Origin of the sequence: Paracnuella aquatica (genome assembly GCF_003332885.2) — a bacterium.
Taxonomy (GTDB): domain Bacteria; phylum Bacteroidota; class Bacteroidia; order Chitinophagales; family Chitinophagaceae; genus Flavisolibacter; species Flavisolibacter aquaticus.
The window spans coordinates 197,972-224,552 of sequence record NZ_QOWJ01000005.1; the positions used below are offsets into that span (position 1 = coordinate 197,972).

Genomic DNA, 26,581 nt, shown 5'->3' on the forward strand with positions numbered 1-26,581 from the left:
TATAACCGTTTTAAACAGAAAAATACCGTCAGATCGTCCTATGCAAATCTCTTGTTCCCCATATTTTAGGTTTGTTTCTTTATGGAAAAAATGGTTGCCCATTATTGCGCTGGCAAACCTGTCGGAGCAAAAAGGAGCAAAAGAAAAATCGGCTAAAAAGAAGGTGCCCAATGCTTACGGGGGAATACAATCGCCGGAAAGTTTCCGGTTGCGTGGCCCACGCAGTGCCGATCCGCAGCGCAAAAACCCGGCACCCTGAACCAAAAGCGGGTTCCATCTGTAATTTTGGCAAAACAACACCATGGGAGTGCTGAAACAAATGGCCGAATACCTGTACCTGCGCAAGCCCGACCCCGACCGGCCCAAGTCGCAGTGGGTATCTTACATGCACGGCATCAACCGCATCAGCCTTTTCTTGTTCATTGCCGCACTGATCATCTTGGCCATTAAGTTATTGACCCGGTAATGCTAATGAGCCCTATGTCCTTCGGTAACAAAGCTGTATACTATAGCTGCAGCTTTTTCCGAGGCATTGCCGTGCTGCTGCAGCATGGCTTTTAGCTGCCGGTAGTCTTCCAGCATTATTTGCCTGCGCTGCTGGTGGGGCAAAATGGCCTCCAGTTCCCGCACTATATTTTGTGGCGTCAGTTCATTTTGAATGAGTTCGGTAACCACCGGCCGATCCATAATCAGGTTGACCAGCGAAATGTATTTGATGGTAATGAGCCGCTTGGCAATGGCATACGAAATGGGCGAACCTTTGTAACAAACCACTTGCGGCACGCCAAACAGCGCCGTTTCCAGCGTAGCCGTGCCCGATGTAACCAGCGCTGCGGTAGATTGCGCCAGCAGTTCGTAAGTTTTGCCCCGCACCGATGTTACCTGTGGGTACGCTTGCAGCAGCGGTGCATAAAATTCGTCGGGAAGTGAAGTGGCTTTGGCCACCACAAACTGGTACTGCGGAAATGATTGCGCGGCCTGTAACATCACCGGCAATTTTACCAGAATTTCCTGCCGGCGGCTACCGGGCAACAGTGCCACCACAGGCTTGCCGGTATTGGGTTGCGGCGGGTTATGATGTAAAAAGTCCTGCACCACCTGCGCCAGCGGGTGGCCTACAAACTCCACTTTATAATTCCATTTGTTTTCGAAAAATTCTTTTTCAAACGGCAGGATCACCAGCATTTTGTCCACCACCTGCCGGATCAGTTTTACGCGGCTTTCCTTCCAGGCCCACACCTGCGGCGATATGTAGTACATCACTTTAAAGCCCGCTGCTTTGGCCCATTTGGCAATGCGTAAATTAAAACCTGGGTAATCAATCAGCACCAGCACATCGGGGGCAAATTGGGCAATGTCTTCTTTGCAAAACTTCAGGTTGCGCAGGATGGCGGGCAGGTTTTTGATCACTTCGGCAAAGCCCATAAAGGCCAGGTCGCGGTAATGTTTTACCACGGTGCCACCGGCAGCTTCCATTTGCTCGCCGCCCCAACAGCGGATTTGCGCGGCTGCGTCTTTTTTTACCAGTTCTTTGATCAAGTTGCTGCCATGCAGGTCGCCCGATGCTTCGCCTGCGATCATGTAATATTTCATGTACCCAATTAGCGGCTAAAGATACGGTGAGCGGTTGTTGCACGCCGGGCCAGCGGCAATGCTGCCTTAGGCCAAAAACTTGAGCACTAAAAAAAGGGAGCCATAAATAACCGTTACGATAAAAACGCCCCGCGCTGTGCGGTAGCGGCGGGTGTTGATGAAAACCGTAAACAGCGCAATATTGGCCACGAGGCACCAGGCCGCAAAAAAAGTAATGAGCCGGCTTTCTTCGCGCAGCGTTTGCCAAAACTCGCCAAACGGGTAGTACGAAAAGCGGCCAAAATAAATTCCAAAAAAGATCAGCACCGGCAGCAGCAAGGCCAGCAGCAGGCCCAGCTTCAGGTTATCCCATTTTTTCATCCAGTTTCCAGCTTTGTTCCAGTTGTTGTTTCAGGGCATGGTGCGTCAGGTCGAACTGCACGGGCACTACGCTTACATAATTATTGGCCAGCGCCCAAACATCGGTGTCGGTGCCTTCGTCAAAGTTTACAAACTCGCCGGTGAGCCAGTAGTACTTGCGGCCGTGCGGGTCGAGGCGTTCAATAAAGTCCTCTTCGTATTTGGCATATGCCTGCCGGCAAATGCGTACGCCTTTTATTTCCTCGGGCAGCCCCTTCGGAATATTTACGTTCAGCACGGTATGCTTGTCGGGGATGTTTTGCAAAAGCTGCTGCACAATGATGCGGGCATATTTGCGGGCACCCGCAAAATCGGCTTCCAGTGCATAATCGAGCAGCGAAAAACCGATGGACGGAATGCTTTCAATGGCCGCTTCCACCGCCGCCGACATGGTGCCGGAGTAAATTACATTGATGCTGTGGTTGGCGCCGTGGTTGATGCCGCTGATGCAGATATCTGGTTTTTGGCGCAGCACTTTATCTACCGCCAGCTTCACGCAATCTACCGGTGTGCCGGTGCATTGGTAGGCTTCAATATCATCAAACACGTGCACCCGGTGCAACCGCAGCGGCACGCCAATGGTAATGGCATGGCCCATACCGCTTTGTGGTTTGTCGGGTGCCACCACCACTACTTTTCCTAAATCTTTTACCGCTTCCACCAGGTTGCGGATGCCCGGTGCCGAAATTCCGTCGTCGTTGGTTACCAGTATTAAAGGTCTTTTTCCTTCGGTTGCCATATCTTAAAGTTGATCGCCTTTTGATTGAATAAAATTCCGTTGCACTGGTTTTTGAACCTTCGAGACACAAAGAACACCAAGTTGCACAAAGAAGGAAGCTTAGTGTCCCTTTGTTTCTTCGTGGCTTCGTGTTTCAAAAACTCGGCTCGCCGTTCAAAATTGTGCTTTTTTAGCCGCATAAAAAATTGAGCCGGCGCTGCATGTCTAAATAAATTAGTATTTTCGGGCTAAATATCTTAGCCACATGTCATTAGCCAACAAAAACCTCAAGTATCTGCGCAAGCTGCGCGGCTGGACACAGGAAGAATTTTCCCAAAAACTGCGCATCAAACGGTCGCTGCTGGGCGCTTACGAAGAAGAGCGTGCCGAGCCCCGTATGGAAGTGCTGGAGGTAGTGGCTGATATGTTTAAACTAACGCTGGACGACCTGCTGCGCAAGGATCTGAGCGAAACAAAGGGCAGTTATATTGCCAAACGCCGCGCTGCCAAACTGGTAAGCGGCCGCACCGATATTCCTTTTGTGCCGGTAAAAGCGGCCGCCGGCTACCTGGCCGGTTATGCCGATCCGGAATTCATCGACGAACTGAATACATTTACCCTGCCGATGCTCAATGGTGGCGAATTCAGGGCTTTTGAAATTGTGGGCGATTCGATGATGCCGACCCCCAGCGGCTCGGTGATTGTGGGCGAAAAAGTGGCCACCCTTGAAGAGGTAAAAAGCAACAATACCTACGTGGTAGTGTCCCGTACCGACGGTATTGTGTACAAGCGGGTGCTTAAAAACAACCGCCTCAAAAACAAGTACACCCTTGTTAGCGATAACCCATCTTACCAGCCTTACACCCTGGGAGCCGAAGACATTTTGGAACTGTGGCAGGCCCAGATGATCATTAGCAAAGCCAACACCCAACAACGCTGGGATGTAGACAACCTGGCCAACATTGTAAGCAACCTGCAGCAGCAGGTAAGCGTGCTGAAAAAGAAGATGAATTAGGGCAATTTGGGGCGCACTATTAAAATAATTTATATTTACGCTCCTAACTACTTATTGAGCGATGCGATTTGTGGCCCTATTGTTCCTTACCCTGTGTGCTTTTTCCGTATTTGGCCAGGGCAAAACCCTGCCAGCTACACGGGCAGAGCACAGCATAAAAATAGATGGTAAGCTGGATGAAGGGGCATGGACTAACGCACCGGTAGCCGCTCAATTTTCCCAATATTTTCCTTCGCCGGGAGCACCGGCTACCACACCTACCCAGGTCAAAGTGCTGTATGATGACGACGCCATTTATATTGGCGCCCTGCTGCACGACAATCCCTCGGAAATACGCCGCCAATTTACGGCCCGTGATGGTGAGCAGATGGCGGACGTTGACTTTTTCTCAGTTTATTTTGATACCTACCACGACCTCCAAAACGGTTTCCAGTTCGTAGTTACCTCCCGAAATGTGCAAAGCGATGTGCGGATCAGCGGGGCATACACTGGCGTGCTCGATAATGTAGGCGACCGCAGTTGGGATGCTGTTTGGCAAAGCCAAACCTCCTTTACACCCGAGGGTTGGGTAGTGGAAATGCGGATACCTTACCTGTCGCTGCGTTTTTCCAAAAAAGACGTGCAGAACTGGGGCATCCAGTTCATGCGTTTTTTAAGGCGCAATACCGAAACTTCTTTCTGGAACCCGGTGAGCCCCAACGTGGCGGGCCTGGTCAACCAGTTTGGCGAATACACGGGTTTAACCCAACTGCAGCCGCCCCTGCGCCTGAGCTTTTCGCCTTACCTGTCGGGTGGGGTACGGTACAATCCAAAGGGCTCGGCGGCCAAATCGCCGGAGTACCTGCGCAACGGCGGCATGGATGTAAAATGGGGCATCAACGAAAGCTTTACCCTCGATGCCACGCTGGTGCCGGATTTTGGCCAGGTCATTTCCGATAACGTGATCAACAACCTGTCGCCGTTCGAGGTGCAGTTCCAAGAAAACAGGCCCTTTTTTACCGAAGGCACCGAACTGTTCAACAAGGCAGGGCTGTTCTACTCGCGGCGTATTGGCGCCAACCCGGCGGGCTATAGTGATGTGGCTTATTTTGCTGATGAAAGCGAAGACTGGCGCATCCGGCGCAACCCGTCGGTAACGCAGTTGTACAATGCCATCAAATTTTCGGGGCGTACAAAAAAGAAACTGGGCATTGGGGTGTTCAACGCCGTAACGGCCCCGATGAATGCCCAGTTGTATAACACTTCCACAGGTAAAGACAGCTCAATCCAAACCGAGCCGCTGACCAATTACAACATCCTGGTGCTTGACCAAGCTTTTAAGGGCCGCTCGTACCTCACATTTACCAACACCAATGTGCTGCGCAAAGGCAGCGGCCGCGATGCCAACGTATCGGGGATTGATTTTGCCGCATACGATAAAACCAACACCTACGTGGTGTCGGGGTTTGCGCGGTACAGCAAAATATTTGGCTACACACCTTACTCCGGTTTTGTTTCGGCCGTGTTTGATACGGTGCACAAAGGATCCGAGGTTTTGCTGAATCCATACGACGGATATAATGCACGGCTGCGGGTGGGAAAAGTAAGTGGCCTTTGGCGGTATAACGTTGCGGCCCGTGTTTTCTCGGCCTTTTACGATCCGAACGACTTGGGTTATTTGAACACTGCCAACCAGGTAAACTACACTGCCGATCTTGGTTATTACGATTATGAAGGCACTAAAAGATTGAACCAGTTCTCATACAAGGTGGCGATGGAATACAACTACCTGTACCACCCTTACCGCCGCACCAATTTTATGGCTACCGCTTCGGCGTTCTGGTGGTTTAAAAATATGTGGGATGTGCGGGTGAACCTGGGCGTGGAACCGGTGGACAAGCACGACTATTTTGAGCTGCGAACGCCAGGCCGGTATGTGCGGCTTCCGGCATATGGATACATTTCGGTAGCCGGCAGCACCGACAGCCGTAAACGCCTGTTTGTGGATTACGAAGTCGGTTTTGCAGAAGCAAAAATGCCCAACAATCCATACTATACGCTGAATTTGGGTGTGCGGTACCGGTTCAGCAACAAACTGACACTGCGCCTGGAAGGCATCCGCACTCATGACCAGGGGCAGATCGGGTGGGCGTTTGCAAGAGAGGCAAACGGTGATCCCATTGGCGGTTTCCGCAACGTAAAAGATGTAACGATGCTGGCTACCGGCTTGTACAATTTTACCCCACGCATGAACCTGAGCCTGCGGGCCCGCCACTATTGGAGCAACGTGCACTACCGCAGCTTTTTCAACGTGGCGGAAGATGGCGGCTATATTCCACGCGCTGCATTGCGCAACACCGATTACGATTTCAATGTGTTCAACATCGATGCGTTTTATACCTGGGATTTCAAACCGGGCAACCGCATTATCCTCGGTTATAAAAACTGGTTGGGCAGCGACCACCAGGTGTTGCGCCACCTGGCTGCTGACAAGCGCTACGGCAAAAATTTAAACAATACCCTGATGTCGCCGCACGGCAATGAGATTACGCTGCGGGTCATTTTCTTTATCGATTATAACCAGCTGCGCAAGAAGTAAAAGTGAAAATTCAAAAGTCGGAGTAGGGATTCCAAACGAAGCCGATTTGGCATTTTTTACTTTAGAAATTTGCCTTACAATCCCCATATGTCTTTTGCTGCACGGAACGTGTTGCAATGCGCATCCACAATGGTTTTTACCTGGGGCGAATAACCACCGCCCATAGCCACTACACAGGGCAGGCGGCGGTTGTGTATTTGTGTAAAAACAAAATGATCGCGTTGGCGGCAGCCCTCCATACTCACCTGCAGCTTGCCAAATTTATCGGTGCTTAAAATGTCCACACCGGAGAGGTAAAATATAAAGTCGGGTCTAACGGTGTCGAGTAGCCGCGGCAGGTGTTGACGCAACAGTTGCAGGTATGCGGCATCGTCAATGCCATCGGGCAGTTCTACATCCAGGTCGCTCTTTTCTTTTCGAAAAGGATAGTTGTTTTTTCCGTGCATGCTGAACGTGAACACCCTTGGCTCGCCGGTAAAAATGCTGGCGGTACCGTTGCCCTGGTGCACATCCAGGTCGATGATCAGTATTTGTTTTGCAAGATTTCTTTGCAACAAATAATTGGCTGCTACGCCAAAATCATTGAGCATGCAAAACCCTTCGCCGCGGTCAGCAAATGCATGGTGCGTGCCACCGGCAACATTGAGCGCCACGCCATTTTCCATGGCGTAATAGCAACAATCAATGGTGCCTTGTGCAATGATGAATTCGCGTTGTGTGAGTTGCGGCGATTGCGGGAAACCAATATGCCGCTGTTCGCGGGCCGAAAGCATTTGATGATGCAATTTGGTAACGTAATCTGCAGTATGCGTCCACAACACTACTTCATCGGGGCAGGGTTTGGAGCTAAATAAATTGGCCGCTGTAATGCTGCCTTCATACTCCAGTTGCGCCGGTATCAACTCGTATTTCAGCATCGGAAAGCGGTGGCCTTCCGGCAGCGGATGCGCATAAATAGGATCGAAGGCGATGTGCAGTTTTTTCATGAAAGCGGAACCACGGTGTTTTCGGCAATGGCAAAAACCTGGTCGCCCTTTTTGGGATGCACCAGGGCCAGGCCGGTAAACTTACTAAACGCCGGTAGTATGCAATGGGTTGGCGTAAAATAAAAACAAGGCAATTTAATGCTTTGCCTGCCGGCGCCGTTGAATGCAATACCCGGATGTATGTGACCACAAAAAGTAAAGCCCTGTGCGGTGTTGCTGCACCATTCATGCGCAAACGAAATGGGCCCTATCTCCATTGCCTCCGGCCACAATTGGATCTCGGCTTCGACGTACCACTGGTCTTGCAAAATATCGTGGTTGCCGCGAACGAGGTGAAACTGCAGGTGCGGAAAATCAAGCCGCCAGCGCCGGAACCAATCCAGTTCTAGATTTTTGCGGCTGTGAAAAAGATCGCCAACGGCAATAACCTGTTGCGGCGAAAAATATTGCAGCAGGGAAACAAAACGCTGCAGGTCCTCTTTATATACCTGCTGCGGCACGGCAATACCAGCCTTTCGAAAATGGCCTGTTTTACCAAAATGCAGGTCGGAAAGAATGAGCGCTTTTTGCTCTTCCCAAAAAATGGCGCGGTGGCCGTGCAGCCAAAATGTTTGTCCTAAAATATGGTGAGCCAGCGGTGCCTGCATTTGCTGCGCAAAGGTAGGTGCCGCGCCGCTTTGGCGGTGGTTGTGTATCGTTAAAAAGTTGCATGTTTTACGATGGCGTCAACTAGCTTTTATTGTTTGGGAAATGGTTGCTTTTAGTGTCAGTCATTTCATTCAGGCCAGTTGCCGTATTTTGCAGCCTTTATTTCTTTTGCCCTAAAAAGTATTTTATGAGCAGTCAGCCGCGGAAGCATTACCTCGTTACCGGCGGCGCCGGTTTTATTGGTTCGCATGTATGTGCTGCACTGCTGCGCCAGCCCGGTGTGCGGGTGTCCTGCCTCGATAGTTTTGAACCTTTTTACCGCCGCGAAATAAAAGACCTGAACCTGGCACCGCTGCTGCGCAACGAGGCATTTCAACTACTGGAACTCAACCTCGATACATTAACAGTAGATCAACTGCAGGCTGCCCTGCCCGATCCGGTGCATACCATTATACACCTGGCGGCCCGTGCCGGTGTACGCCCCAGTATTCTGAACCCGCTATCGTACCAGCAAACCAACGTCATTGGCACACAGGTGTTGCTTGATTTTGCTGTAAAAACTGGCGTGCAAAAATTTGTGTTTGCCTCATCCAGCAGTGTATATGGCGTAAATGGCAACCTGCCCTGGAACGAAGAAGAGCGGCTGCAGCCCATTTCGCCCTATGCCATGACCAAACTGGCAGGCGAGGGGTTGGGGCATGTGTACAGTCATTTATATAAACTGCCGTTTATTGCCTTACGCTTTTTTACCGTGTATGGTCCTGGCCAACGTCCCGATCTGGCGATTCATAAATTTACCAAAGCCATCATCAACGGCGAGCCCATACCGGTGTTTGGCGATGGCAGCACCAGCCGCGATTATACGTTTATAGACGATATTGTCAGCGGTATATTAGGTGCTGTTGACTATGAAGGCAGCCTGTATGAAATAGTGAACCTGGGCAACCACCAAACTGTGTCGCTGCAGGGGTTGATTGATGCGCTGGAAGAAGTGATTGGTAAAAAAGCCATCATCAACCGCCAGCCCGAACAGCCCGGCGATGTGCCCCATACTTATGCCGATGTGGCCAAGGCGCAACGCTTGTTTGGCTACAATGCCGGCACAGATTTAAGAGAAGGCTTGCGCAAATTTTACGACTGGTTTTTAGCCAATAAAAATGTATTGAACTAAATAAAAAAAGGAGCAAATAATTTGCTCCTTTTTTGTTTGGTATCAATATCGGTTACACCGTTATTTCCAGTTCTTGTTTTACGGCTTCCCGCTTGTGTACTTTGCGAACGTTGTAGGTTTTCTTGTTCTGCGATTCGTAATAAGTTCGTACCGAGATCTCCGACAAAATACCGATCGTGATTAGCTGAATGCCGCCCAGTAAAAAGATCAATCCAAGGATCATCAGCGGTTTGCCCCAAATATCTTCGCCCAGAATTTTCAGCACCAGCAGGTACATGTTGATGAGCACACCCAAACCAAAGGCAACAAAGCCCATGGTGCCAAACAGGTGAATCGGTTTTTGCATGTATTTGCGGAAAAACACCATCAACACCAAGTCAGAGAGTACCTTAAAAGTGCGGTTGATGCCGTATTTGCTTTTACCAAAACGGCGGGCATGGTGCTTTACATCAACCTGTGTAATGCGGGCTCCCTGCAGCTTGGCCAGTACCGGTATAAAACGGTGCAGCTCGCCATACAGGCCCAGGTCTTCGGCAATTTCGCGGCGGAATATTTTGAGCGTGCAGCCATAATCGCGGATGTACACGCCGGTCATGCGGCGGATGAGGGCATTGGCAATCTTGCTCGGAATTTTGCGTAGCACCATACCATCCTGGCGATTTTTACGGTTGCCGGCCACTACGTCCCAGTCTTCATCTTTTAGTTTTTCCAGCATCGACGGAATGTCGGAAGGATCGTTTTGCAAGTCACCATCGATCATGGCAATATATTGACCTTTTGCATGGTCAATACCTGCCGACATAGCCGTGCTTTGCCCATAATTGCCGCGCAGTTCCACCAGCACGGTGCGGTCGTCGGCATATTCCAAAATGCGTTGGCGGGTGGCATCAGTGGAGCCATCATCTACCAGTATGACTTCGTATTCCAGCCCGGATAAGGCGGCCCTTACAGCTTCGAGTAATGGTTTTATATTGTCTTCCTCGTTCATCACGGGAATAACCAGCGACAATTCTATCATGGCCGCAAAAATAGTTTTTAGTTGGCAGTTTGCTATTTATATAGGTAAAACAGGAATGGCAGTAATAAAAAAGGGGCGCCGTGAACGGTGCCCCAATGTGTATTGAGAGAGAAAAATTAGCGACCTGCTTCGCGTTTGGCGTCTTCCACCATTTTCTGGTTGGCGGTGATCACAAACTCCACGCGGCGGTTCTGGCTGCGGTTGTCATCGCTGCTGTTGTCCACAACGGGGTCCGATTCGCCCATGCCTTTTGCCTTGAGGCGGTTGGCCGCAATACCCTTGCTTTGGATATAGCTGGTAGTGGCCTGTGCCCTGCGTTCGGAAAGTTGCTGGTTGTACGCATCGGTACCCTTGTCGTCGGTATGACCAATCACTTCGATATTGGTATCGGGGTATTTATTTAAAACATTCACCAGCTTATCGAGGTTGGCCTTTGCCGATGCGCCTAATGCTGCCTCGTTAAAGCCAAACAGCACCTTTTCTTTAAAGTTGATGATGATGCCTTCACCTTCGCGGCGAACTTCGGCATCGCCCATTACCTGTTTCATTTCTTCGGCCTGCTTGTCCATGCGGCGGCCAATAACGCCACCTGCCGTGCCACCTACCGCTGCGCCAATAATGGCGCCCATGGCTGTGTTGCCGGCTGCGCGGCCAATAACGCCGCCTACTACGGCGCCACCTGCGGCACCAATGCCTACGCCTTTTTGGGTTTTGTTCATCGAACTACAGCCGGTGGCTAAAGTTGCGCCCAGCGCCAGTGTCCATGCAAAAGTTTGAACTGTTCTCATAGTGTATCTATTTCAATACCCCTTTTCAAACACTATACCAATAGCTTTTTTTATCATGCTTTAAAGCGGGATTCCACACATTGTGGGGCGTTGTTGTGCAAGGGTGAAATGAGGCGCAATTCCTCAACGGGCCCGCACTTTGGTAGTTTTTTCCGCCTTGCCGCCCCGGCCCAGTTCCCAAACGGTTTCGCTGACAGGCGCTGCCAAAAAGGCGTTTTTCAATTCGGCAGAATCGGTAAACTGGAGTTGTTTAATGGTGCGGCTTTCAAACGAAACGGGGAAACTTTCAGTTTCAAAAGGCCAGGGCTGCAGCGATAGCTTGCCTTCGCCCACCTGCTGCAGGTTGTATTGGGCTTTGTCGGGGCCGCGGCTGATTTCAATGGTGCGGCCCTCGGGCTGCACTTTCCGCTGGCAAAGCAGCAGTGAAAATGCATCACACCATTCCATGAGGGCATAAATGCGTTCGAGTTCTTCCTTGTTCAGGCCCAATTCCTTGCGCCATTGTGCCTGCAGGGTCTTTTGCTCCGCTAAAAAATCCGCGGCCTTTTTATCCTCTTTTGCAAACTGGCCATACACAAACGTCATGTGCATGGAAATAAGCAGGGCGATGTACCGGCTTTTGGTGAGCGAAAGGGCATGCAGCTTTTGGCAGCGCTCCAGCTCAAAGCCTTTCATGGAAAAATTAAGCGGGCCACCTGCCTCAGTGAGGAGCAGCTCCTCTTCCAGTTCTACCAAAGCATCGTCGTGTTCAGCAATGGCCAGCAGGGTTTCGGTCCAGCGCTGCGGCCGCTGATCCTTTTTCCAGTGCTGCGCCACTTGGGCAGCCAGTACGCCGTGGGCCCGTTGCGTGATGATTTCCCAGCCGTCGGCGGTATAGTTTACAATCATTTAGGAGCAAGGTTTAAGGAAGGGGAGGGTTAAAAAATCGGGCCTGATGGGGATTGGGGCTGATTTGATTTTTGGTGTATTGATCCGAGGCTGCAGTCTTTTTTTATCGACGTAACTATTAAATCAATAACTGTTCGTAGCGAGGGTAATTCTCGGTTATCTCTTTTACTTTTTTGCTCCTGCAAAAAAGTAACAAAAAAGCAGGCCCGAGATCAAATGGCAACCTGATCTCGGGATTACGCCTTGATTAAGCTGTGGTGTTACTGTGGTTAAGGACAGCAGAACATTGTTCAGCAATCAAAAACGATTTTGAATCTATCGGTTTATTCGAGTGATTAGTGAAGGTTGCGTTTTACTCAGCACTACCGTTTCATTCAAACAACCACAGTTTTTTAATACAAACCGCCGGTTGGGCAGAATCATCTTTATAAATCATACAAATCTCCGGTTCCGGTTATCTTTGCCCGACTCAAAACTCAGAACTCAAAACTTTCAACGCAATATGTATCGTTCTCATACCTGTGGCGAATTGCGCCTGCACCATAGCGGCACTTCTGTAACCTTGGCCGGCTGGGTGCAAACGGTGCGCAAGTTTGGCGCCATTACTTTTGTGGACCTGCGCGACCGCTACGGCATTACCCAACTGCTTTTTGGCGAAGAACTGAACGCCCAACTGGATGAAACCCCGCTGGGCCGCGAGTTTGTGCTGCAGGCCACCGGAAAAGTAAGCGAACGCACCAGCAAGAACGGCAACATTCCCACCGGTGATATCGAGATATTGGTGGAGTCGTTCAAGATTTTGAATAAATCGGCTGTGCCGCCTTTTACCATACAGGACGATACCGATGGCGGCGACGACCTGCGCATGAAATACCGCTACCTCGACCTGCGCCGCAATGCGGTAAAACGCAACCTGGAGCTGCGTTACGCCGTGAACCGCGCCACCCGAAATTACCTGCATGGTCAGGGTTTTATGGATATTGAAACGCCGTTTTTAATCAAAAGCACACCCGAAGGGGCCCGCGATTTTGTGGTACCCAGCCGCATGAACCCCGGCGAATTTTATGCGCTGCCGCAAAGCCCGCAAACCTTTAAGCAGCTCCTGATGGTGAGCGGTTACGACCGTTATTATCAAATTGTAAAATGCTTCCGCGACGAAGACCTGCGTGCCGACCGCCAGCCCGAGTTTACACAGATCGACTGCGAGATGGCCTTTGTGGAACAGGAAGACATTCTGAACATGTTTGAAGGTTTGATCAAACATATTTTCAAAGCGGTAAAAGGCATTGATTACACCGAAGTGGTGGAGCGCACCACTTGGGAAGAAGCCATGTGGCAATACGGCATCGACAAGCCCGATATCCGTTTTGGAATGAAGCTGGCCAACCTGAAAGTGCCCGGTCATACATTTTTGGACAAACAGGAAGCGCTGAAAGCTTCGCCTTTTGCCGGCGGTGCAACGGGCTTCGGTGTGTTTGATGGCGCAGAAACAGTGATTGCCATTGCCGTGCCCGGCGCAGCCGAATATACCCGCAAGCAAATAGACGAACTGACCGATTGGGTGAAGCGGCCGCAGATTGGCATGCAGGGTTTGGTGAACATTAAATACAACGCAGACGGCTCGCTGAAAAGCAGCGTGGACAAGTTTTTTGGCGAAGCCCAACTAAAAGCAATTGCCGATTATGCCGGTGCACAACCGGGCGACCTGATCCTCATTTTGGCCGGCGCCGAGGAACGTACCCGTAAAGCCACATCGGAACTGCGGCTGGAGCTGGGCAAGCGCCTGGGCCTGCGCAAAGCGGATGAATTTAAACTGCTGTGGGTGCTCGATTTTCCCCTCTTTGAATACGATGAGGAAGGCAACCGTTGGGTAGCGCGGCACCATCCGTTTACCTCGCCCAAGCCTTCGCAGATCGACACCATGATTGGCAACGATCCACGCATTGAAAATGCGGCCGAATACCTGAAGCATCCTTATGCAGGCATTAAAGCAAATGCCTACGACATGGTGCTGAACGGAAACGAAATTGGCGGCGGATCGATCCGTATTTTCCAACGCGAATTGCAGGAAAAAATGTTTGCTGCACTGGGCATGAGCGAAGAAGAAGCGATGCATAAATTTGGCTTCCTGCTCGGCGCATTTGAATACGGCGCACCACCACATGGCGGCATTGCATTCGGCTTCGACAGGCTGTGTTCTATTTTGGGTGGCAGCGAAAGCATCCGCGACTTTATTGCCTTCCCGAAAAACAACAGCGGCCGCGATGTTATGCTGGATGCACCGGCCACAATTGATGACAAACAATTGGATGAATTGAGCATACAATTGAACCTTAAGTAGACAGCTGTAACCCACTGCGGGCAAGGCTTTTTATCTTAAGATAACATTTGGTTAAGCACCCTTTAAAGGGTGCTTTTTTGTTGTGTTTAGGCATGACAATTGACCTCTACGGGCATTCATGAAAATCTTAATCTCCCTTATTTCTATAATGTCATTTTTTACCTCTTGCCAGCAGCAAGCCAATGAAGCGATTGTTGCTACGCCTCGCTTTTCCGAACCCGTAAAACAATTGAATGTATCCTATGGCCCCGACTCCTTACAACGCATGGATGTGTACCTGCCTGCAGGTCGTTCGGCGTCTATTACTAAATCCATTGTGCTCTTGCACGGCGGTGGCTGGAACTCGGGTTCCAAATCGGACCTGGTAACGTACATCGATTCATTTAAACGCCGCCTGCCCGACTACGCTATTTTCAACCTCGATTATCGGCTCGTTTCGGGCAATCATATTTTTCCAACACAGGAGCAGGATGTGCAACAGGCGTTTGAATTTATTGCAGCAAACAGTGCGGAATGGGGCATCAGTAAAAATGATGTAGCGGTGTTGGGTATTTCGGCAGGGGCGCACCTGGGCATGTTGCAGGCCTATAAATACAATGCGCCCATCAAGGTAAAAGCGGTGGTTGATTTTTTTGGTCCAACCGACCTTACTGAAATGTACCGCAAGCCCTGGCACAACATGATCCCGTTTTTGATGCAGGCATTAACGGCCACGACTCCCGATCAAAAACCGGAAGTGTACGAGCAGTCGAGCCCGGCCTATTTTGTATCGCCGCAATCACCGCCCACACTCATCTTTCAGGGCAGCGCCGACCCGGTAGTGGCCAAAAGCCAGTCGCTTTTGCTGGAAGCGAAATTGAATGCGGCAAATGTGCCCAACGAGTTGGTCGTTTACCCCAATGCTGGCCACGGTTGGTATGGCTCCACACTCACCGATTCGTTCGACCGCATTGAAGCGTTTTTGCAAAAACATATGTGATAGTGACGGCGCCTGTTTTCATCAACAACCGGCTGCTGCCATTACCTTTAATGCATGAATGCGGCACCACTTGCAGAGCGCCTCAGGCCACAAACACTTGATGACCTCATAGGGCAGCAACACCTGGCCGGAAAGGGCAGTATTTTACGCACCGCCATCGAGCAGGGAAAGATCCCATCCATGATATTGTGGGGCCCGCCGGGCACTGGTAAAACCACCATTGCCAACATTATTGCGCATACACTCAATGCGCCGTTTTTTACACTCAGTGCTATTTCGGCCGGTGTAAAAGAAGTGCGGGAAGTAATAGCGCAGGCAAAGCTGTTGACGGGTGCTATTTTATTCATTGATGAAATACACCGCTTCAATAAAGGCCAGCAAGATGCGCTGTTGGGAGCGGTAGAAAAAGGCACCGTAACGCTGATTGGCGCCACAACAGAAAATCCGTCTTTTGAAGTAAACAGCGCCTTGCTCAGCCGCTGCCAGGTATATGTATTAAAATCGCTTTCCGATAATGATCTAGACAACCTGTTGCAACTGGCCGTGCAACGCGATGAGCATTTAAAAGCACTGGCCATCACCATAAAAGAAACCGAAGCACTGCGCACAATCTCTGGGGGCGATGCCCGCAAACTCCTCAACCTTTTTGAACTGGTGGTAAACACGCTGGCGTCGGAAGAAAAAGCTGTTGTGGTAACCGATGAACAAGTGATGCGCATTGCGCAGCAACGCATTGCCCTTTATGATAAAACCGGCGAACAGCATTACGATATTATTTCAGCGTTCATCAAATCTATGCGCGGCTCCGATCCCAATGGTGCGTTGTACTGGCTGGCCCGCATGATTGAAGGCGGAGAGGATGTAAAGTTCATTGCACGCCGCATGGTAATCTTTGCTTCGGAAGATATTTCCAACGCCAATGCCAATGCGCTGCTACTGGCCAACGCAACATTTGACGCGGTAAATAAAATTGGTTATCCCGAATCCAGAATCATACTGGCGCAGTGCGCCACTTACCTCGCCTCTTCTCCCAAAAGCAACGCATCATACATGGGTATTGGCGAAGCCATTGCAGCGGTGCACAAACATGGCGACCTGCCCGTGCCGCTGCACATCCGCAATGCACCCACCGGCCTGATGAAAAATCTGGGTTATGGCAAAGACTATAAATATGCCCACAGTTTTGAGGGCAATTTTGCGGAGCAGGAGTTTTTACCCGATCAAATAAAAGGCACCAAATTTTATGACCCTGGCAACAATGCAAGGGAGGATGAACTGCGCAAGTTTTTGCGGAGTAAGTGGAAGGATAAATATGGATATTAGGGTGAAGGCAAAAGGCAAAAGTAAACAGTCAAAACAGGTTGCCTGACGATACAAAGCGCATTCGCCTTAGCTTCTTCGCAAACTTTTAGATTCCACTTTTGTTATTGAACCATCACCCAATTTTTGCCTATTGCATTTTTACTTTTGAATTGTTCATAACATCACTACATGAGAAAATATTTGTTTGCTTTTTGTGTGTCGGCACTGGGCTGCATACAACAGTCATTTGCACAAACCATTGTTCGGCGTGACGCGGCTATTGAGGCCATGGTAAAGGAGGTTTCTGCCGATTCGTTGCGGGCTTATGTAGATAAGCTCGTAAGCTTTGGTACACGCCATACAGCGTCGGCGGCTGATAAAAAACGGGGCATTGGTGCATCGAGGGAATGGGTGGTACAAAAGTTCAATGAATGGAGCAAAACTTCCGGTGGCCGCATGACTGCATTTGTAGACACCATTACGTTGCAGCCCGATGGCCGCCGCATCAGCCAGGCTACGTTGCTCGGAAATGCAATGGGCGTACTGAAGGGCACCGATCCTGCTGATAAGCGTATTTACATTATTTCGGGACATATCGACAGCCGCGTAAGCGATGTGATGAATGCCAAAAGCGATGCACCAGGCGCCAACGACGATGGCAGCGGCGTAGCTGCAATGATGGAATGTGCCCGCATCATGAGTAAAAGTTCTTTTCCTGCAACCATCATTTTTGTGGCGGTAAGCGGCGAGGAACAAGGCTTGTTGGGTGCCGGCTTTTTAGCCGAAAAAGCAAAGAAAGAGGGATGGAATATTGATGCCCTGTTGAACAACGATATTATGGGCAGCAACAACAGCAGCGAAACAGGCATCATCGACAATACAAAGCTGCGGGTATTCAGCGAAGGACTGCCTGCTTTCGAAATGGACAAAGCCGCTGCCAACATCCGCAACATGGGACTGGAAAACGATGGTCGGCCGCGGCAACTGGCCCGTTATGTAAAAGAAACCGGCGAACGGTATGTAGATCATCTGGAAATCAAGCTGGTGTACCGCAACGACCGCTTTTTACGCGGTGGTGATCATACGCCTTTTGTACAGCGCGGTTTTGCTGCGGTGCGCCTTACCGAGATGAACGAAAACTTCAATCACCAGCACCAGGATCTGCGTATTGAAAAAGGAGTAGAGTTTGGCGATCATGCCAAGTTTATGGACTTTGAATACCTGCGTAAAAACACAGCGGTAAACCTGGCAACACTGGCCAACCTGGCTAAAGCGCCTGCGGTGCCACAGGAAGTAAAAGTGGATGTAAAAGAGCTGACCAATTCCACACTGCTCTCTTGGAAAAAACCAGCTACTGGCAACGTTGCGGGCTATTACATTTTGATGCGAGAAACCAGTGCGCCGATGTGGCAAAAAAAGTTCTTTACCAAAGACACTACCATCCGTTTGCCTTACTCAAAAGACAATTACTTTTTTGCCGTGCAATCTGTTAGCGCTGATGGTAACGAAAGCCTGCCGGTAGTGCCTGCAGTAGGGCGTTGAATATTTTGTTTGCAAACAATAAAGCCGCATGAAACAACATGCAGCTTTTTTTATAGCGAAGCAATGCGTCCGTTATGCAGATGCAAATGGTGTTGTATGCTTTGGGGCAGTTCATCTGCATAGTGCGACACGTAGATTAGTGTCTGGTTACCTGCAGCGCACAGTGCATCCACCACTTTGTTGAAGAAAATGATTTGCGCTGCATCAAGACCTTGTAATGGTTCATCAAGAACCAGTAATGGTGGGTGTTTTATGAGTGCCCTTGCCAGCAATGCCAGTCGTTGTTGGCCCAGCGGCAACTGGTGCAACAGTCGATGCTTAACTTTATCCAGGCTTAAAAAATCGATCCACAATTGCACCTTTTGTTCCTGCTCTTTTGTAAGCCTGCGAAATAGCCCAATGGTATCAAACAGGCCCGAAGCAATGGTATCATAAACTGAGGCGCTGCTATCAAAATAAAGATGCAACTCCGGTGAAACGTAGCCAATGTTTTTCTTGATGTCCCAAATGCTTTCGCCGCTGCCGCGCTTTTTATCAAACAGGTAAATTTCATTGGCATATGCTTGGGGGTTATCGCCGGTTATAAGACTCAACAACGTGCTTTTACCTGCACCGTTGGCGCCGGAAAGCAGCCATCTGTCGCCTCGGTGCACCTGCCACGAAATGGCGTTCAACACCAGCTTTTCACCATATTGCACATGCACATCCTGCATCTTTACAGCAAATTCAAATTCAGGCCATGCCGGTGTGGCGAGCAAGGCTTGCGGCACAGTTGGTAGAACTGCTTCGTGCTGGTGCTGCTGCGTTTTTGCAAATGCTGCCGCATCGTATACTTCGGTGCTGTCTGGTGCATTAATGTTTAAAACATGGGTAATAAAAGAAGGGATCTGTTGCGGCGGGCATGTGATTACTACAGCAATGCCGTGATTGGCAACAAGCGTTAGTGTCGCTTCCAACGTAGTTCGGGTGGCGGCATCCAAGCCTGTGAATGGAGTATCAAGCAACAACATGGTAGGCTCCTGCGATAATGCATGTGCCAGTTGCAGTCTTTTATTTTCACCATTTGAAAGTTGGATTAGCGGGCGGTGGCGAATCTCTTCCAAATGAAACAATGCATTTAGATCAAAGAGTTTGTCAGAGTTGTCAAACAAATCGGGGAAAGCAGCATCAACAGTTGGCGCATCGTCCGCGTCAAACGAGTTGAAGCGTTGCTGGTAATAAAAATCCTGTGTGTGCGATAGGTTGGTAAACCGGTGTTGCTGCGGCACATACACCATCTTTACGCCCTCACTGAATGTTAGCTGCCCGGTAGTAAATAATTTGCCCGCCATGGCCAGCAACAAACTGGTTTTGCCGCAACCCGATGGACCAGTAATGGCCCATTGCTGGCCCCTGCCGATGCTCCAGTTAAAACCTTGCAGCACGGTTATATTCCCTCGTTTAATTGTAGAGGCCTTTGCCTCAAACAGGCCCTGTTCAATGCTCATGTTTCAAATGTATGGCATCTGCTGCTGCCATGCAGTTGCAGGCCTTAGCTTTGCACATCAACCAATTGATTTATGAACATTCAATGGACCTGTGTTCCGTTTAACGAACTTACCGTGGAGCAACTGTATGCCGCACTGCGGCTGCGCAGCGAAGTATTTGTGGTGGAGCAAAACTGCGTGTTTTTAGATATGGATAATTATGACCAGCAATGCTGGCACCTGTTGGGCGTGCACGAGGGAAGCCTTGTAGCGTACACCAGGCTGGTGCCGCCCGGTGTTATATATAATGAGGCTTCGATTGGCCGCGTGGTGACATCGCCGGTGGTGCGCCGTACCGGTGGCGGCCGCTTTTTGATGCAGGAATCCATCCGGCAGACGGGGGCACTGTTTGGTGCCGGCAACATCAAGATCGGTGCGCAGCTATACCTGAAAAAATTCTATGAATCGTTTGGATTTGAGCAGGCGAGTGATGTTTACATGGAAGATGGCATTGAGCATATTTATATGATCAGGAAGCAAGCGGATTAATAGCGTTGAACGGTTTTTTTGAAAGGCTCGAAATTGATGCAGCCTGATGTCAAAATTTGTTTTTATGCGTATTTAGTCTGAAATGCAAGCGTTGCATTCGTAAAAACGCTTAGGATATTTACTTATATTAAAAAATAATCGCGGCAAATTTTTGTCTGTATTTATGTGAAGGCCTACTTTAGTGCTGTTATCCAAATCCTAGTTAAAACTGCAAACCAAATCTTATGAAAACAATTGTACCCGGCGTACGTGCATGGGCGCTATTTGTTGCCTTCTCACTCTTCTCCCTTTTTGCGAAGTCACAATCTATTTCCACTGGCAATGGCAAATTTGAAGTAGGCATCGGCCTCGGACCCATGTTCTTTTTGGGTGATCTTGGTGGTAATTATGGAAAGGGAAAGACCTTTCTAAAGGATGTAAATCTTCCGCTAACCAAGCTTTCAAAAGGTTTATTTGCAAACTTTTATCCAACTGAATGGATTGGCGTTCGTGTTGCAGTAAACCACAGCAATGTTGAGGGATACGATAGCGTGATCAGAAGCAAGGGCAGTCATGAAGAGTCGCGTAAACTGCGCAACCTGCAGTTCAAATCTTCTATTTTTGAAGCCTACACAGCACTGGAAATTTATCCTACTGTTTTCCTGGAGCAGTATGATGATTTGAATGGCAAACTCCGCCCATATGGTTTGATTGGAATAGGTATGTTCCGCTTCAACCCGAAAGGAGAATACATTGCACCTAACGGAACAAGAACATGGGTAGATCTGCAGCCGCTGCGCCTCGAAGGTCAAGGCATGATGGAGTATCCCGACCGCAAGCCTTATAAACTTACCCAAATGCACGTACCTATAGGCTTTGGTGCCAAGTATTATTTTGGTGGCAACAAGTATATTGGTATGGAAATTTTGCACCGGACCACATTCACCGATTACATCGATGATGTGAGCACCAATTATATTGATGCAAACCTGTTCCGGAATTACCTGACACCGGCGCAGGCAACGATGGCCCGCCAGATGCACTTTCGTGAAAACCTCACCACTGCTGCAACACGCGGTAGTACGCCTAGCTTGAATGAACAACGCGGTAACCCCAAGCAAAACGATGCATTCTTTTCGAGTACCGTTCGCTTTGGCTGGCGCCTGGCCGATCCTAATTCACCGGCCAGCCGTGCATCGCGGATGATGCGTTGTCCTACGTTTTATTAATAGTATTCATCAACCTGTATACTATCGCACAACACGGTACGGAGTAGGGCTTAAGCCGCTGCATGTAAGCCCTGCCCGCAACCTGTGTCAACTGAAGCCGAACCCGCACATGAAAACGTTGAAGTTGTTGTTATTGCTGTTGTTATTTGCCGGATCTAATGCATTTGCTACTGAAGACCCGGCACTGATTAAAGTAGAAGTGTGCCGGCAAAAAGAAGCCCTGGTACAACTGCGCACCAGCTCAGCATCCGGCAACCTGGTGGTGCGATCAAGAACAAAGGAAACGCTGCACTTTTACGTGTTTGATGTGTCGGGCAATATGGTGTATCATGCCCTGTTGCTGCCCGGTTCCATCCGCAGTGTCAACGCACTTAAAAACGGTGAGTACAGCTATGATGTATTCCTGCATGATGAAGGTGTAGAGCAGGGAAAAATTTCAGTGCAGGCAAAACATAAAACGATTTAAAGCCGCAACCCAAAACATTTCAAACCACTTATAATTTCTTTACTCAGGTAACAAAACAAGCGCTTAATAAAATTCAATTCCTGGTTGAAAAAACCTAATCCGTTCCCTATCAAAGTACCCTAAGCAATTTTATTAAACACGCATTGCAATATTTCTTACCAGAGTGGCACCGCCTGAACAGGCGGTGCCTTTTTTATAAAATGCAATTGCGGATTGGCGATTGCGGATTTCGGAAGTGTATCCTAATTGAAAACGTTTCTGATCTTCAATATTCCGAAATCCGCAATCCCAAAATCCGACATCACTTCAGTTCTTCCTTAAGGTATTTACCTGTAAAGCTTTCTTTTACTTTAAGCAATCCTTCCGGTGTGCCGGTGTATAAAATTTTACCACCGCCGCTGCCGCCTTCCGGCCCCAGGTCGATGATGTGGTCAGCCACTTTAATCACGTCCATATTGTGCTCAATTACCAGCACCGTGTTGCCACGATCCACCAGTTTGTTCAACACTTCCAATAGGTGATGAATATCTTCAAAATGAAGACCGGTAGTGGGTTCGTCGAGTATGTAAAATGTTTTGCCGGTATCTTTTTTTGCCAGTTCGGTTGCCAGCTTCACACGCTGTGCTTCGCCACCGCTCAGCGTTACCGCCGATTGGCCCAAGGTGATATAACCCAGGCCCACATCTTCCAACACTTTTATTTTGCGATACAGGTATGGCACATTTTGGAAAAACTCCACCGCTTCTTCAACCGTAAGATTCAATACATCGGAAATGCTTTTTCCTTTGTAACGGATCTCCAAAGTTTCGCGGTTGTAGCGCTTACCGTTGCATTTTTCGCAATGCACATACACATCGGGCAAAAAGTTCATTTCAATGGTGCGCATACCGCTGCCTTCACACACTTCGCAACGGCCGCTTTTTACATTGAACGAAAACCGTCCTGCATTATAGCCCCTGATCTTTGCCTCGGGTATAGATGCAAACAGTTGTCTTATTTCGGTAAAAAATCCGCAGTAGGTGGCTGGGTTGCTGCGCGGTGTGCGGCCAATGGGCGACTGGTCGATTTCAATTACTTTATCAATATGCTCGAGCCCACTTACCGATTTGTGCGGCATCGGTGTCATACGCGAACCGTATGCATGCACCGAAAGAATGGGGTACAAAGTATCGGTGATCAAAGTGGATTTTCCACTGCCGCTAACGCCGGTTACCACAATGAATTTTCCCAACGGAAACTTGACCGAAACGTTCTTTAGGTTGTGTCCCGATACACCTTTTAATTCAACCGTATTTCCATTGCCTGCACGGCGCTGCTTGGGCACGGCAATTTCGCGTTGGCCATTTAAAAACGATGCAGTGAGTGTATTGCTGGCAAGCACTTCGGCAGGCGTGCCCTGTGCCATGATGCGGCCGCCATGCCAGCCCGCTTTAGGGCCAACATCCACCAGGTGATCGGCAGCCAGCATGATGTCTTTATCGTGCTCTACAACAATCACCGAATTGCCGATATCCCGCAGGTTTTGCAACGCGGTAATCAGCCGGTGGTTATCGCGTTGGTGCAGGCCAATGGAAGGTTCATCGAGGATGTATGTAATGCCTTGCAACTGCGAACCAATTTGAGTAGCCAGCCTGATGCGCTGCGACTCGCCGCCACTCAGTGTGCGGGTTGGTCGGTTCAGTGTAAGATAAGTTAAGCCGACATCGAGCAAAAACTGCAGCCTTTCTTTGATCTCTTTAATGATCTCGCGACCAATAACCTGTTGGCGTTCGGTAAGGCGTTCTTCAATGCCTTCAAAAAATTGGATGAGTTGTACCAGGTCGAGGTTGCTGAGTTCGGCAATGTTGCGCTCTGCCACTTTAAACCAAAGGCTTTCTTTTTTCAAGCGTGTGCCCGCACAGGTAGGGCAGGTGGCCAGTTCCATAAATCCTTCGGCCCAGCGTTGTATGGCTTCTGATGTGCTGCTGGCAAACCAGCGTTTTACCAGGTTTACTACGCCTTCAAATGCGCCATCATACACGGTATAATCCGGGTCTGCATCAAACTCCCATGCTTCCGCCGTGGGTTCTGTTTCTGATCCAAATAGAATAAAGTTGATGGCCGATTGCGGCAGGTCGCGAACCGGTTTGTCCATGCTGAACTTTTGCTTTTTGGCAAAGCCCTGCACTTGCTTAAATATCTGTGCTTCCCGCTCGCCGCCCAGTGGCGCAATGCCGCCTTCATTAAGGCTCAGGGAGTCGTCGGGTATCACTGCATTTTTATCAACCCGGTATACTTCTCCCAGGCCTTTGCAGGTAGGACAAGCACCGTACGGGGAGTTAAATGAAAATGTATTGGGTGAAGGTTCTTCATAAGAAAGGCCAGTGTCTTCGCACATTAGTTGGCGAGAATAAGCCACCACGGCAGCTTCTTTTTTTCCTTCCGGTTCCACCGACACAAACATCAGGTCTTTGCCTGTCTTCAATGTTTGCTGCACGCTTTGGCTTACACGGGTACGTAGGTCGGCGGTTACTTTCAGTCGGTCCACTACCAATTCAATGTCATGAATCTTATAGCGGTCCACCTGCATTTTGGGCACCAGGTCTTTTATTTCGCCATCTACCCGCACTTTCAAAAAACCCTTTTTGCGCATCTCTTCAAACAGCTCGCGGTAATGTCCTTTGCGGCCGCGAACCAGTGGTGCCAGCAGGGATATTTTTTGCCCGTTGAAACGTTTGTAAATGTTGCCTACAATTTCATCTTCACTCCACTTCACCATCTTTTTACCGGTGTTGTACGAGTAGGCTTCGCCTGCACGTGCATACAGTAGGCGCAAGAAATCGTACACTTCGGTAACAGTGCCCACTGTAGACCGTGGGTTTTTGTTGGTGGTTTTTTGCTCGATGGAAATCACCGGCGAAAGGCCCGTGATCTGGTCCACATCGGGTCGCTCCATTTCGCCAATAAACTGGCGGGCATAAGCACCAAATGTTTCCATATACCGGCGTTGCCCTTCGGCATAAATGGTATCAAATGCCAGCGACGATTTGCCGCTGCCGCTGATGCCCGTGATGACCACCAGCTTATTTTTTGGTATGGAAATATCAACGTTTTTCAGGTTGTGCTCCCTTGCTCCCAACACTTCAATAAATTCATCCTGTACCACCGGAGCAGTGGTTTTTTTCGGCTTAGTTTGTTTCATGTATTTGCGCTAAAAAAACGGCTGCAAAGATAGGATGGAAACAGCCCGTCGCACGGAATTTAACAGATATCGGTATTGGTTCAAAAAAAGAATTGGCAGGCTACCTGTGATAGCTGTTTTGGTATGGGCTTTCTAAAAAAATGGATGTAATAAAATGAGCGGGATTTTTATAAATAGTGAAAGGCTTGTGCTTAATAAATGCTTCTAAACCTGTTTGAACGTTGTGCTCAACTATTGTACTTAAAAAATTACATTCTGGCACATACTTAGTCAACCTGTTTTACACCCTGAAGCGGGTTTGTTTGGCCGACATCACTATTGGATAGCGTTTGATAATCAGTGGTTTGCATTTTTGGCACAATATTGTATTACATGGGCCGAATCTCGTTTGAAACACCTAATCAGCTAACGTATGAAAAGCACCTTATTTTTAGCTACAGCCACTATAATTTTTTCGGCTGCTCAGGCCCAGGACTCAACCGGTACCGTTGGTACAATGGGCACAACTACTGCCACCGACACAACTAAAAAGTTGAATGCCTATGGCAGTTATTCCACCCGCGACTCGATTGCGGCCAAGTACAAATTGCAGCCCATGCCTGCACCCTTAACCATCGAAAAAATTTATCCTGTGCTGGGTAGTTACCAACTGGTAACAAATGCAGATGCTAGCGCAACTGTAACCACCGACGCGGCCGCAACAACAACTACTACTGCCGATGCAACTACATCTGCAGTAGGTACTGATGCTGCTGTTGCTACACCCCCAAATGTGACCATCACTTTGGATTCGGTTAACAAGGGAATGGTTTGGATTGAAGGCATGCCTCAGGGACGCATCAAAGCATACCTGAAAAAATCGCCTGCAACCTACCGCATCATTGCCCAGAAAACCGACGTGGGTACTTCGGTTCCGGAAGGCACTTTGATTTTTGACCCTGCTACCAACGTATTGAACGTGGCATTGGGTACGCCATTCAATGATGCAGATCCTGCTGGTGTATTTGCGCTGAGCGCAGGTACCACACCCGAGGACAACACTGCAGAAGTAAAGGTGAAAACCAAGAATAAAAAAGAGAAGACCAAAGTGGAATTCTTTACTGCAAACAAAGTAGTTGCCGATCAGCAACAACAAATGCAGCAAACCGGTAATGGTTTTGAAAGCGGCCTGCAGCAGGCGCAGCAAAACAACCAACAATAGTTTCTCATTTTCATTTGCATATACAAGGGCGGGGCCGTGATCTCACGGCCCCTTTTTTATGCCCGGAAGTTCAGGTGAATGTGGAACAGACAAACAAGGAGCAGATAAAAAGAGGCAGTTTGGTGGATAATTTCGAACAAGGAAAAGAATCAAGAGTTATGAATGAAGAATTCATAATGGTGTTTTGGTGACCAGGTGGCGAAATGATGTTATTCAATAAGTCGAAAGGTAGAACACGATCATTAATTAAAAATGTGGGCGTAGCCCACACCTGTATGTAGCAATAAAGTTAATTGGTGAAACTATTTTGGGCGTAGCCCAAACCTGTGCTACATTTCGCTTTATAAACTTCCTAGTTACAGGATTGAGCTACGATCAACAGCGAAAATGTAATAAGATGATGATCGTATTGCTACCGACAGGTTTGGGCTACGCCCAATTAAATTGCAATACAAAATTGCAGAACGCAATCACCCGAATCGACTTGATGGTCATCAATGTAGACGGAAGCCCCAATTATTGATAATTCATAATCAATAATTCC

General features: G+C 49.0%; 23 protein-coding genes. 13 read left to right on the forward strand and 10 right to left on the reverse strand.

Annotated features, from left to right (window positions below; all coding sequences use genetic code 11):
* Window positions 1-40: 40 nt before the first annotated feature.
* Both DRJ53_RS21110 and DRJ53_RS21465 read left to right on the forward strand, forming a co-directional pair.
* The gene (locus DRJ53_RS21110) at window positions 41-259 is read left to right on the forward strand and encodes a hypothetical protein (protein WP_123893484.1); all 219 of its coding nucleotides are present in this window, start codon (window positions 41-43) and stop codon (window positions 257-259) included.
* 42 nt (window positions 260-301) lie between these two features.
* Window positions 302-466, forward strand: a complete 165-nt coding sequence (locus DRJ53_RS21465) for a DUF6728 family protein (protein WP_175580745.1) — start codon at window positions 302-304, stop codon at window positions 464-466.
* A gap of 2 nt (window positions 467-468) precedes the next feature.
* Here DRJ53_RS21465 and lpxB read toward each other — a convergent pair whose 3' ends face one another.
* The 3 genes from lpxB to surE all read right to left on the reverse strand — a co-directional run bounded on the left by lpxB (window position 469) and on the right by surE (window position 2,731).
* A complete protein-coding gene (gene lpxB, locus DRJ53_RS09905) occupies window positions 469-1,593 on the reverse strand; it encodes a lipid-A-disaccharide synthase (protein ID WP_114235459.1) in 1,125 nt (374 codons plus the stop codon).
* A gap of 66 nt (window positions 1,594-1,659) precedes the next feature.
* Window positions 1,660-1,953, reverse strand: a complete 294-nt coding sequence (locus DRJ53_RS09910) for a hypothetical protein (protein WP_114235460.1) — start codon at window positions 1,951-1,953, stop codon at window positions 1,660-1,662.
* The gene (gene surE, locus DRJ53_RS09915) at window positions 1,937-2,731 is read right to left on the reverse strand and encodes a 5'/3'-nucleotidase SurE (RefSeq protein WP_114235461.1); all 795 of its coding nucleotides are present in this window, start codon (window positions 2,729-2,731) and stop codon (window positions 1,937-1,939) included. The genes DRJ53_RS09910 and surE overlap by 17 nt, the downstream gene beginning before the upstream one ends.
* A 244-nt stretch (window positions 2,732-2,975) precedes the next feature.
* Here surE and DRJ53_RS09925 point away from each other — a divergent pair, with 244 nt between their 5' ends.
* The gene (locus DRJ53_RS09925) at window positions 2,976-3,725 is read left to right on the forward strand and encodes an XRE family transcriptional regulator (protein ID WP_114235463.1); all 750 of its coding nucleotides are present in this window, start codon (window positions 2,976-2,978) and stop codon (window positions 3,723-3,725) included.
* A 61-nt stretch (window positions 3,726-3,786) separates the two neighbouring features.
* On the forward strand, window positions 3,787-6,303 hold the full coding sequence (locus tag DRJ53_RS09930; RefSeq protein ID WP_114235464.1) for a DUF5916 domain-containing protein: 2,517 nt from the start codon (window positions 3,787-3,789) through the stop codon (window positions 6,301-6,303).
* A gap of 74 nt (window positions 6,304-6,377) precedes the next feature.
* Here the strand turns inward: DRJ53_RS09930 and DRJ53_RS09935 are convergent, their stop codons facing one another.
* Together DRJ53_RS09935 and pdeM are read right to left on the reverse strand one after the other, a co-directional pair.
* Window positions 6,378-7,289, reverse strand: a complete 912-nt coding sequence (locus DRJ53_RS09935) for a histone deacetylase family protein (RefSeq protein ID WP_241558512.1) — start codon at window positions 7,287-7,289, stop codon at window positions 6,378-6,380.
* Window positions 7,286-7,936, reverse strand: a complete 651-nt coding sequence (pdeM, locus tag DRJ53_RS09940) for a ligase-associated DNA damage response endonuclease PdeM (RefSeq protein WP_114235465.1) — start codon at window positions 7,934-7,936, stop codon at window positions 7,286-7,288. The genes DRJ53_RS09935 and pdeM overlap by 4 nt, the downstream gene beginning before the upstream one ends.
* Window positions 7,937-8,124: 188 nt before the next feature.
* On the opposite strand from pdeM, the gene DRJ53_RS09945 reads away from it, so the two are divergent.
* On the forward strand, window positions 8,125-9,108 hold the full coding sequence (locus tag DRJ53_RS09945) for an NAD-dependent epimerase/dehydratase family protein (protein WP_114235466.1): 984 nt from the start codon (window positions 8,125-8,127) through the stop codon (window positions 9,106-9,108).
* A gap of 52 nt (window positions 9,109-9,160) precedes the next feature.
* Here the strand turns inward: DRJ53_RS09945 and DRJ53_RS09950 are convergent, their stop codons facing one another.
* The 3 genes from DRJ53_RS09950 to DRJ53_RS09960 form a co-directional block, all read right to left on the reverse strand.
* Window positions 9,161-10,126 carry a glycosyltransferase family 2 protein gene (locus DRJ53_RS09950; protein WP_114235467.1) on the reverse strand — a complete coding sequence of 322 codons (966 nt, stop codon included), beginning with the start codon at window positions 10,124-10,126 and terminating at the stop codon, window positions 9,161-9,163.
* 116 nt (window positions 10,127-10,242) lie between these two features.
* Window positions 10,243-10,914 (reverse strand): YiaD family glycine zipper/OmpA-like lipoprotein, encoded by a 672-nt coding sequence (locus tag DRJ53_RS09955; protein ID WP_114235468.1) that lies wholly within the window; start codon window positions 10,912-10,914, stop codon window positions 10,243-10,245.
* A gap of 123 nt (window positions 10,915-11,037) precedes the next feature.
* Window positions 11,038-11,802: a DUF3891 family protein gene (locus DRJ53_RS09960; protein ID WP_114235469.1), complete on the reverse strand. Its 765-nt coding sequence runs from the start codon at window positions 11,800-11,802 to the stop codon at window positions 11,038-11,040.
* A gap of 502 nt (window positions 11,803-12,304) precedes the next feature.
* Here DRJ53_RS09960 and aspS point away from each other — a divergent pair.
* The 4 genes from aspS (at window position 12,305) to DRJ53_RS09980 (ending at window position 17,966) form a co-directional block, all read left to right on the forward strand.
* Complete coding sequence (gene aspS, locus DRJ53_RS09965) at window positions 12,305-14,143, forward strand: aspartate--tRNA ligase (RefSeq protein ID WP_114235470.1); 1,839 nt, start codon at window positions 12,305-12,307, stop codon at window positions 14,141-14,143.
* Window positions 14,144-14,291: 148 nt separating this feature from the next.
* Window positions 14,292-15,122, forward strand: coding sequence for an alpha/beta hydrolase (locus DRJ53_RS09970; protein WP_162303849.1), 831 nt, complete (start codon window positions 14,292-14,294; stop codon window positions 15,120-15,122).
* A 54-nt stretch (window positions 15,123-15,176) separates the two neighbouring features.
* A complete protein-coding gene (locus DRJ53_RS09975; RefSeq protein WP_114235472.1) occupies window positions 15,177-16,445 on the forward strand; it encodes a replication-associated recombination protein A in 1,269 nt (422 codons plus the stop codon).
* 168 nt (window positions 16,446-16,613) lie between these two features.
* Window positions 16,614-17,966 (forward strand): M20/M25/M40 family metallo-hydrolase, encoded by a 1,353-nt coding sequence (locus tag DRJ53_RS09980; RefSeq protein WP_114235473.1) that lies wholly within the window; start codon window positions 16,614-16,616, stop codon window positions 17,964-17,966.
* A 50-nt stretch (window positions 17,967-18,016) separates the two neighbouring features.
* Here DRJ53_RS09980 and DRJ53_RS09985 read toward each other — a convergent pair whose 3' ends face one another.
* The gene (locus DRJ53_RS09985) at window positions 18,017-19,453 is read right to left on the reverse strand and encodes an ATP-binding cassette domain-containing protein (RefSeq protein WP_114235474.1); all 1,437 of its coding nucleotides are present in this window, start codon (window positions 19,451-19,453) and stop codon (window positions 18,017-18,019) included.
* Between the two features lie 72 nt (window positions 19,454-19,525).
* Between DRJ53_RS09985 and DRJ53_RS09990 the strand changes: the two genes are divergently transcribed.
* The 3 genes from DRJ53_RS09990 to DRJ53_RS10000 all read left to right on the forward strand — a co-directional run bounded on the left by DRJ53_RS09990 (window position 19,526) and on the right by DRJ53_RS10000 (window position 21,655).
* Complete coding sequence (locus DRJ53_RS09990) at window positions 19,526-19,981, forward strand: GNAT family N-acetyltransferase (RefSeq protein WP_114235475.1); 456 nt, start codon at window positions 19,526-19,528, stop codon at window positions 19,979-19,981.
* A gap of 224 nt (window positions 19,982-20,205) precedes the next feature.
* Window positions 20,206-21,189, forward strand: coding sequence for a hypothetical protein (locus DRJ53_RS09995; protein ID WP_114235476.1), 984 nt, complete (start codon window positions 20,206-20,208; stop codon window positions 21,187-21,189).
* A gap of 109 nt (window positions 21,190-21,298) precedes the next feature.
* Complete coding sequence (locus DRJ53_RS10000; protein ID WP_114235477.1) at window positions 21,299-21,655, forward strand: hypothetical protein; 357 nt, start codon at window positions 21,299-21,301, stop codon at window positions 21,653-21,655.
* Between the two features lie 301 nt (window positions 21,656-21,956).
* Here DRJ53_RS10000 and uvrA read toward each other — a convergent pair whose 3' ends face one another.
* Window positions 21,957-24,836: an excinuclease ABC subunit UvrA gene (uvrA, locus tag DRJ53_RS10005; RefSeq protein ID WP_114235478.1), complete on the reverse strand. Its 2,880-nt coding sequence runs from the start codon at window positions 24,834-24,836 to the stop codon at window positions 21,957-21,959.
* A 412-nt stretch (window positions 24,837-25,248) separates the two neighbouring features.
* Here uvrA and DRJ53_RS10010 point away from each other — a divergent pair, with 412 nt between their 5' ends.
* Window positions 25,249-26,037, forward strand: a complete 789-nt coding sequence (locus tag DRJ53_RS10010) for a hypothetical protein (RefSeq protein WP_114235479.1) — start codon at window positions 25,249-25,251, stop codon at window positions 26,035-26,037.
* Window positions 26,038-26,581 lie beyond the last annotated feature (544 nt).

Excerpts from the sequence above, each read along its gene's own strand:
- DRJ53_RS09945 (WP_114235466.1), top strand. The coding sequence starts at position 8,125 with ATGAGCAGTCAGCCGCGGAAGCATTACCTCGTTACCGGCGGCGCCGGT.
- DRJ53_RS09955 (WP_114235468.1), bottom strand. The coding sequence starts at position 10,914 with ATGAGAACAGTTCAAACTTTTGCATGGACACTGGCGCTGGGCGCAACT.
- DRJ53_RS21465 (WP_175580745.1), top strand. The coding sequence starts at position 302 with ATGGGAGTGCTGAAACAAATGGCCGAATACCTGTACCTGCGCAAGCCC.
- DRJ53_RS09975 (WP_114235472.1), top strand. The coding sequence starts at position 15,177 with ATGAATGCGGCACCACTTGCAGAGCGCCTCAGGCCACAAACACTTGAT.
- DRJ53_RS10010 (WP_114235479.1), top strand. The coding sequence starts at position 25,249 with ATGAAAAGCACCTTATTTTTAGCTACAGCCACTATAATTTTTTCGGCT.
- DRJ53_RS09985 (WP_114235474.1), bottom strand. The coding sequence starts at position 19,453 with ATGAGCATTGAACAGGGCCTGTTTGAGGCAAAGGCCTCTACAATTAAA.
- DRJ53_RS09990 (WP_114235475.1), top strand. The coding sequence starts at position 19,526 with ATGAACATTCAATGGACCTGTGTTCCGTTTAACGAACTTACCGTGGAG.
- DRJ53_RS09930 (WP_114235464.1), top strand. The coding sequence starts at position 3,787 with ATGCGATTTGTGGCCCTATTGTTCCTTACCCTGTGTGCTTTTTCCGTA.
- DRJ53_RS09995 (WP_114235476.1), top strand. The coding sequence starts at position 20,206 with ATGAAAACAATTGTACCCGGCGTACGTGCATGGGCGCTATTTGTTGCC.
- lpxB (WP_114235459.1), bottom strand. The coding sequence starts at position 1,593 with ATGAAATATTACATGATCGCAGGCGAAGCATCGGGCGACCTGCATGGC.
- uvrA (WP_114235478.1), bottom strand. The coding sequence starts at position 24,836 with ATGAAACAAACTAAGCCGAAAAAAACCACTGCTCCGGTGGTACAGGAT.
- DRJ53_RS09970 (WP_162303849.1), top strand. The coding sequence starts at position 14,292 with ATGTCATTTTTTACCTCTTGCCAGCAGCAAGCCAATGAAGCGATTGTT.
- pdeM (WP_114235465.1), bottom strand. The coding sequence starts at position 7,936 with ATGCAGGCACCGCTGGCTCACCATATTTTAGGACAAACATTTTGGCTG.
- surE (WP_114235461.1), bottom strand. The coding sequence starts at position 2,731 with ATGGCAACCGAAGGAAAAAGACCTTTAATACTGGTAACCAACGACGAC.
- DRJ53_RS09910 (WP_114235460.1), bottom strand. The coding sequence starts at position 1,953 with ATGAAAAAATGGGATAACCTGAAGCTGGGCCTGCTGCTGGCCTTGCTG.
- DRJ53_RS09960 (WP_114235469.1), bottom strand. The coding sequence starts at position 11,802 with ATGATTGTAAACTATACCGCCGACGGCTGGGAAATCATCACGCAACGG.
- DRJ53_RS10000 (WP_114235477.1), top strand. The coding sequence starts at position 21,299 with ATGAAAACGTTGAAGTTGTTGTTATTGCTGTTGTTATTTGCCGGATCT.
- DRJ53_RS09935 (WP_241558512.1), bottom strand. The coding sequence starts at position 7,289 with ATGAAAAAACTGCACATCGCCTTCGATCCTATTTATGCGCATCCGCTG.
- DRJ53_RS09950 (WP_114235467.1), bottom strand. The coding sequence starts at position 10,126 with ATGATAGAATTGTCGCTGGTTATTCCCGTGATGAACGAGGAAGACAAT.
- DRJ53_RS21110 (WP_123893484.1), top strand. The coding sequence starts at position 41 with ATGCAAATCTCTTGTTCCCCATATTTTAGGTTTGTTTCTTTATGGAAA.
- aspS (WP_114235470.1), top strand. The coding sequence starts at position 12,305 with ATGTATCGTTCTCATACCTGTGGCGAATTGCGCCTGCACCATAGCGGC.
- DRJ53_RS09980 (WP_114235473.1), top strand. The coding sequence starts at position 16,614 with ATGAGAAAATATTTGTTTGCTTTTTGTGTGTCGGCACTGGGCTGCATA.
- DRJ53_RS09925 (WP_114235463.1), top strand. The coding sequence starts at position 2,976 with ATGTCATTAGCCAACAAAAACCTCAAGTATCTGCGCAAGCTGCGCGGC.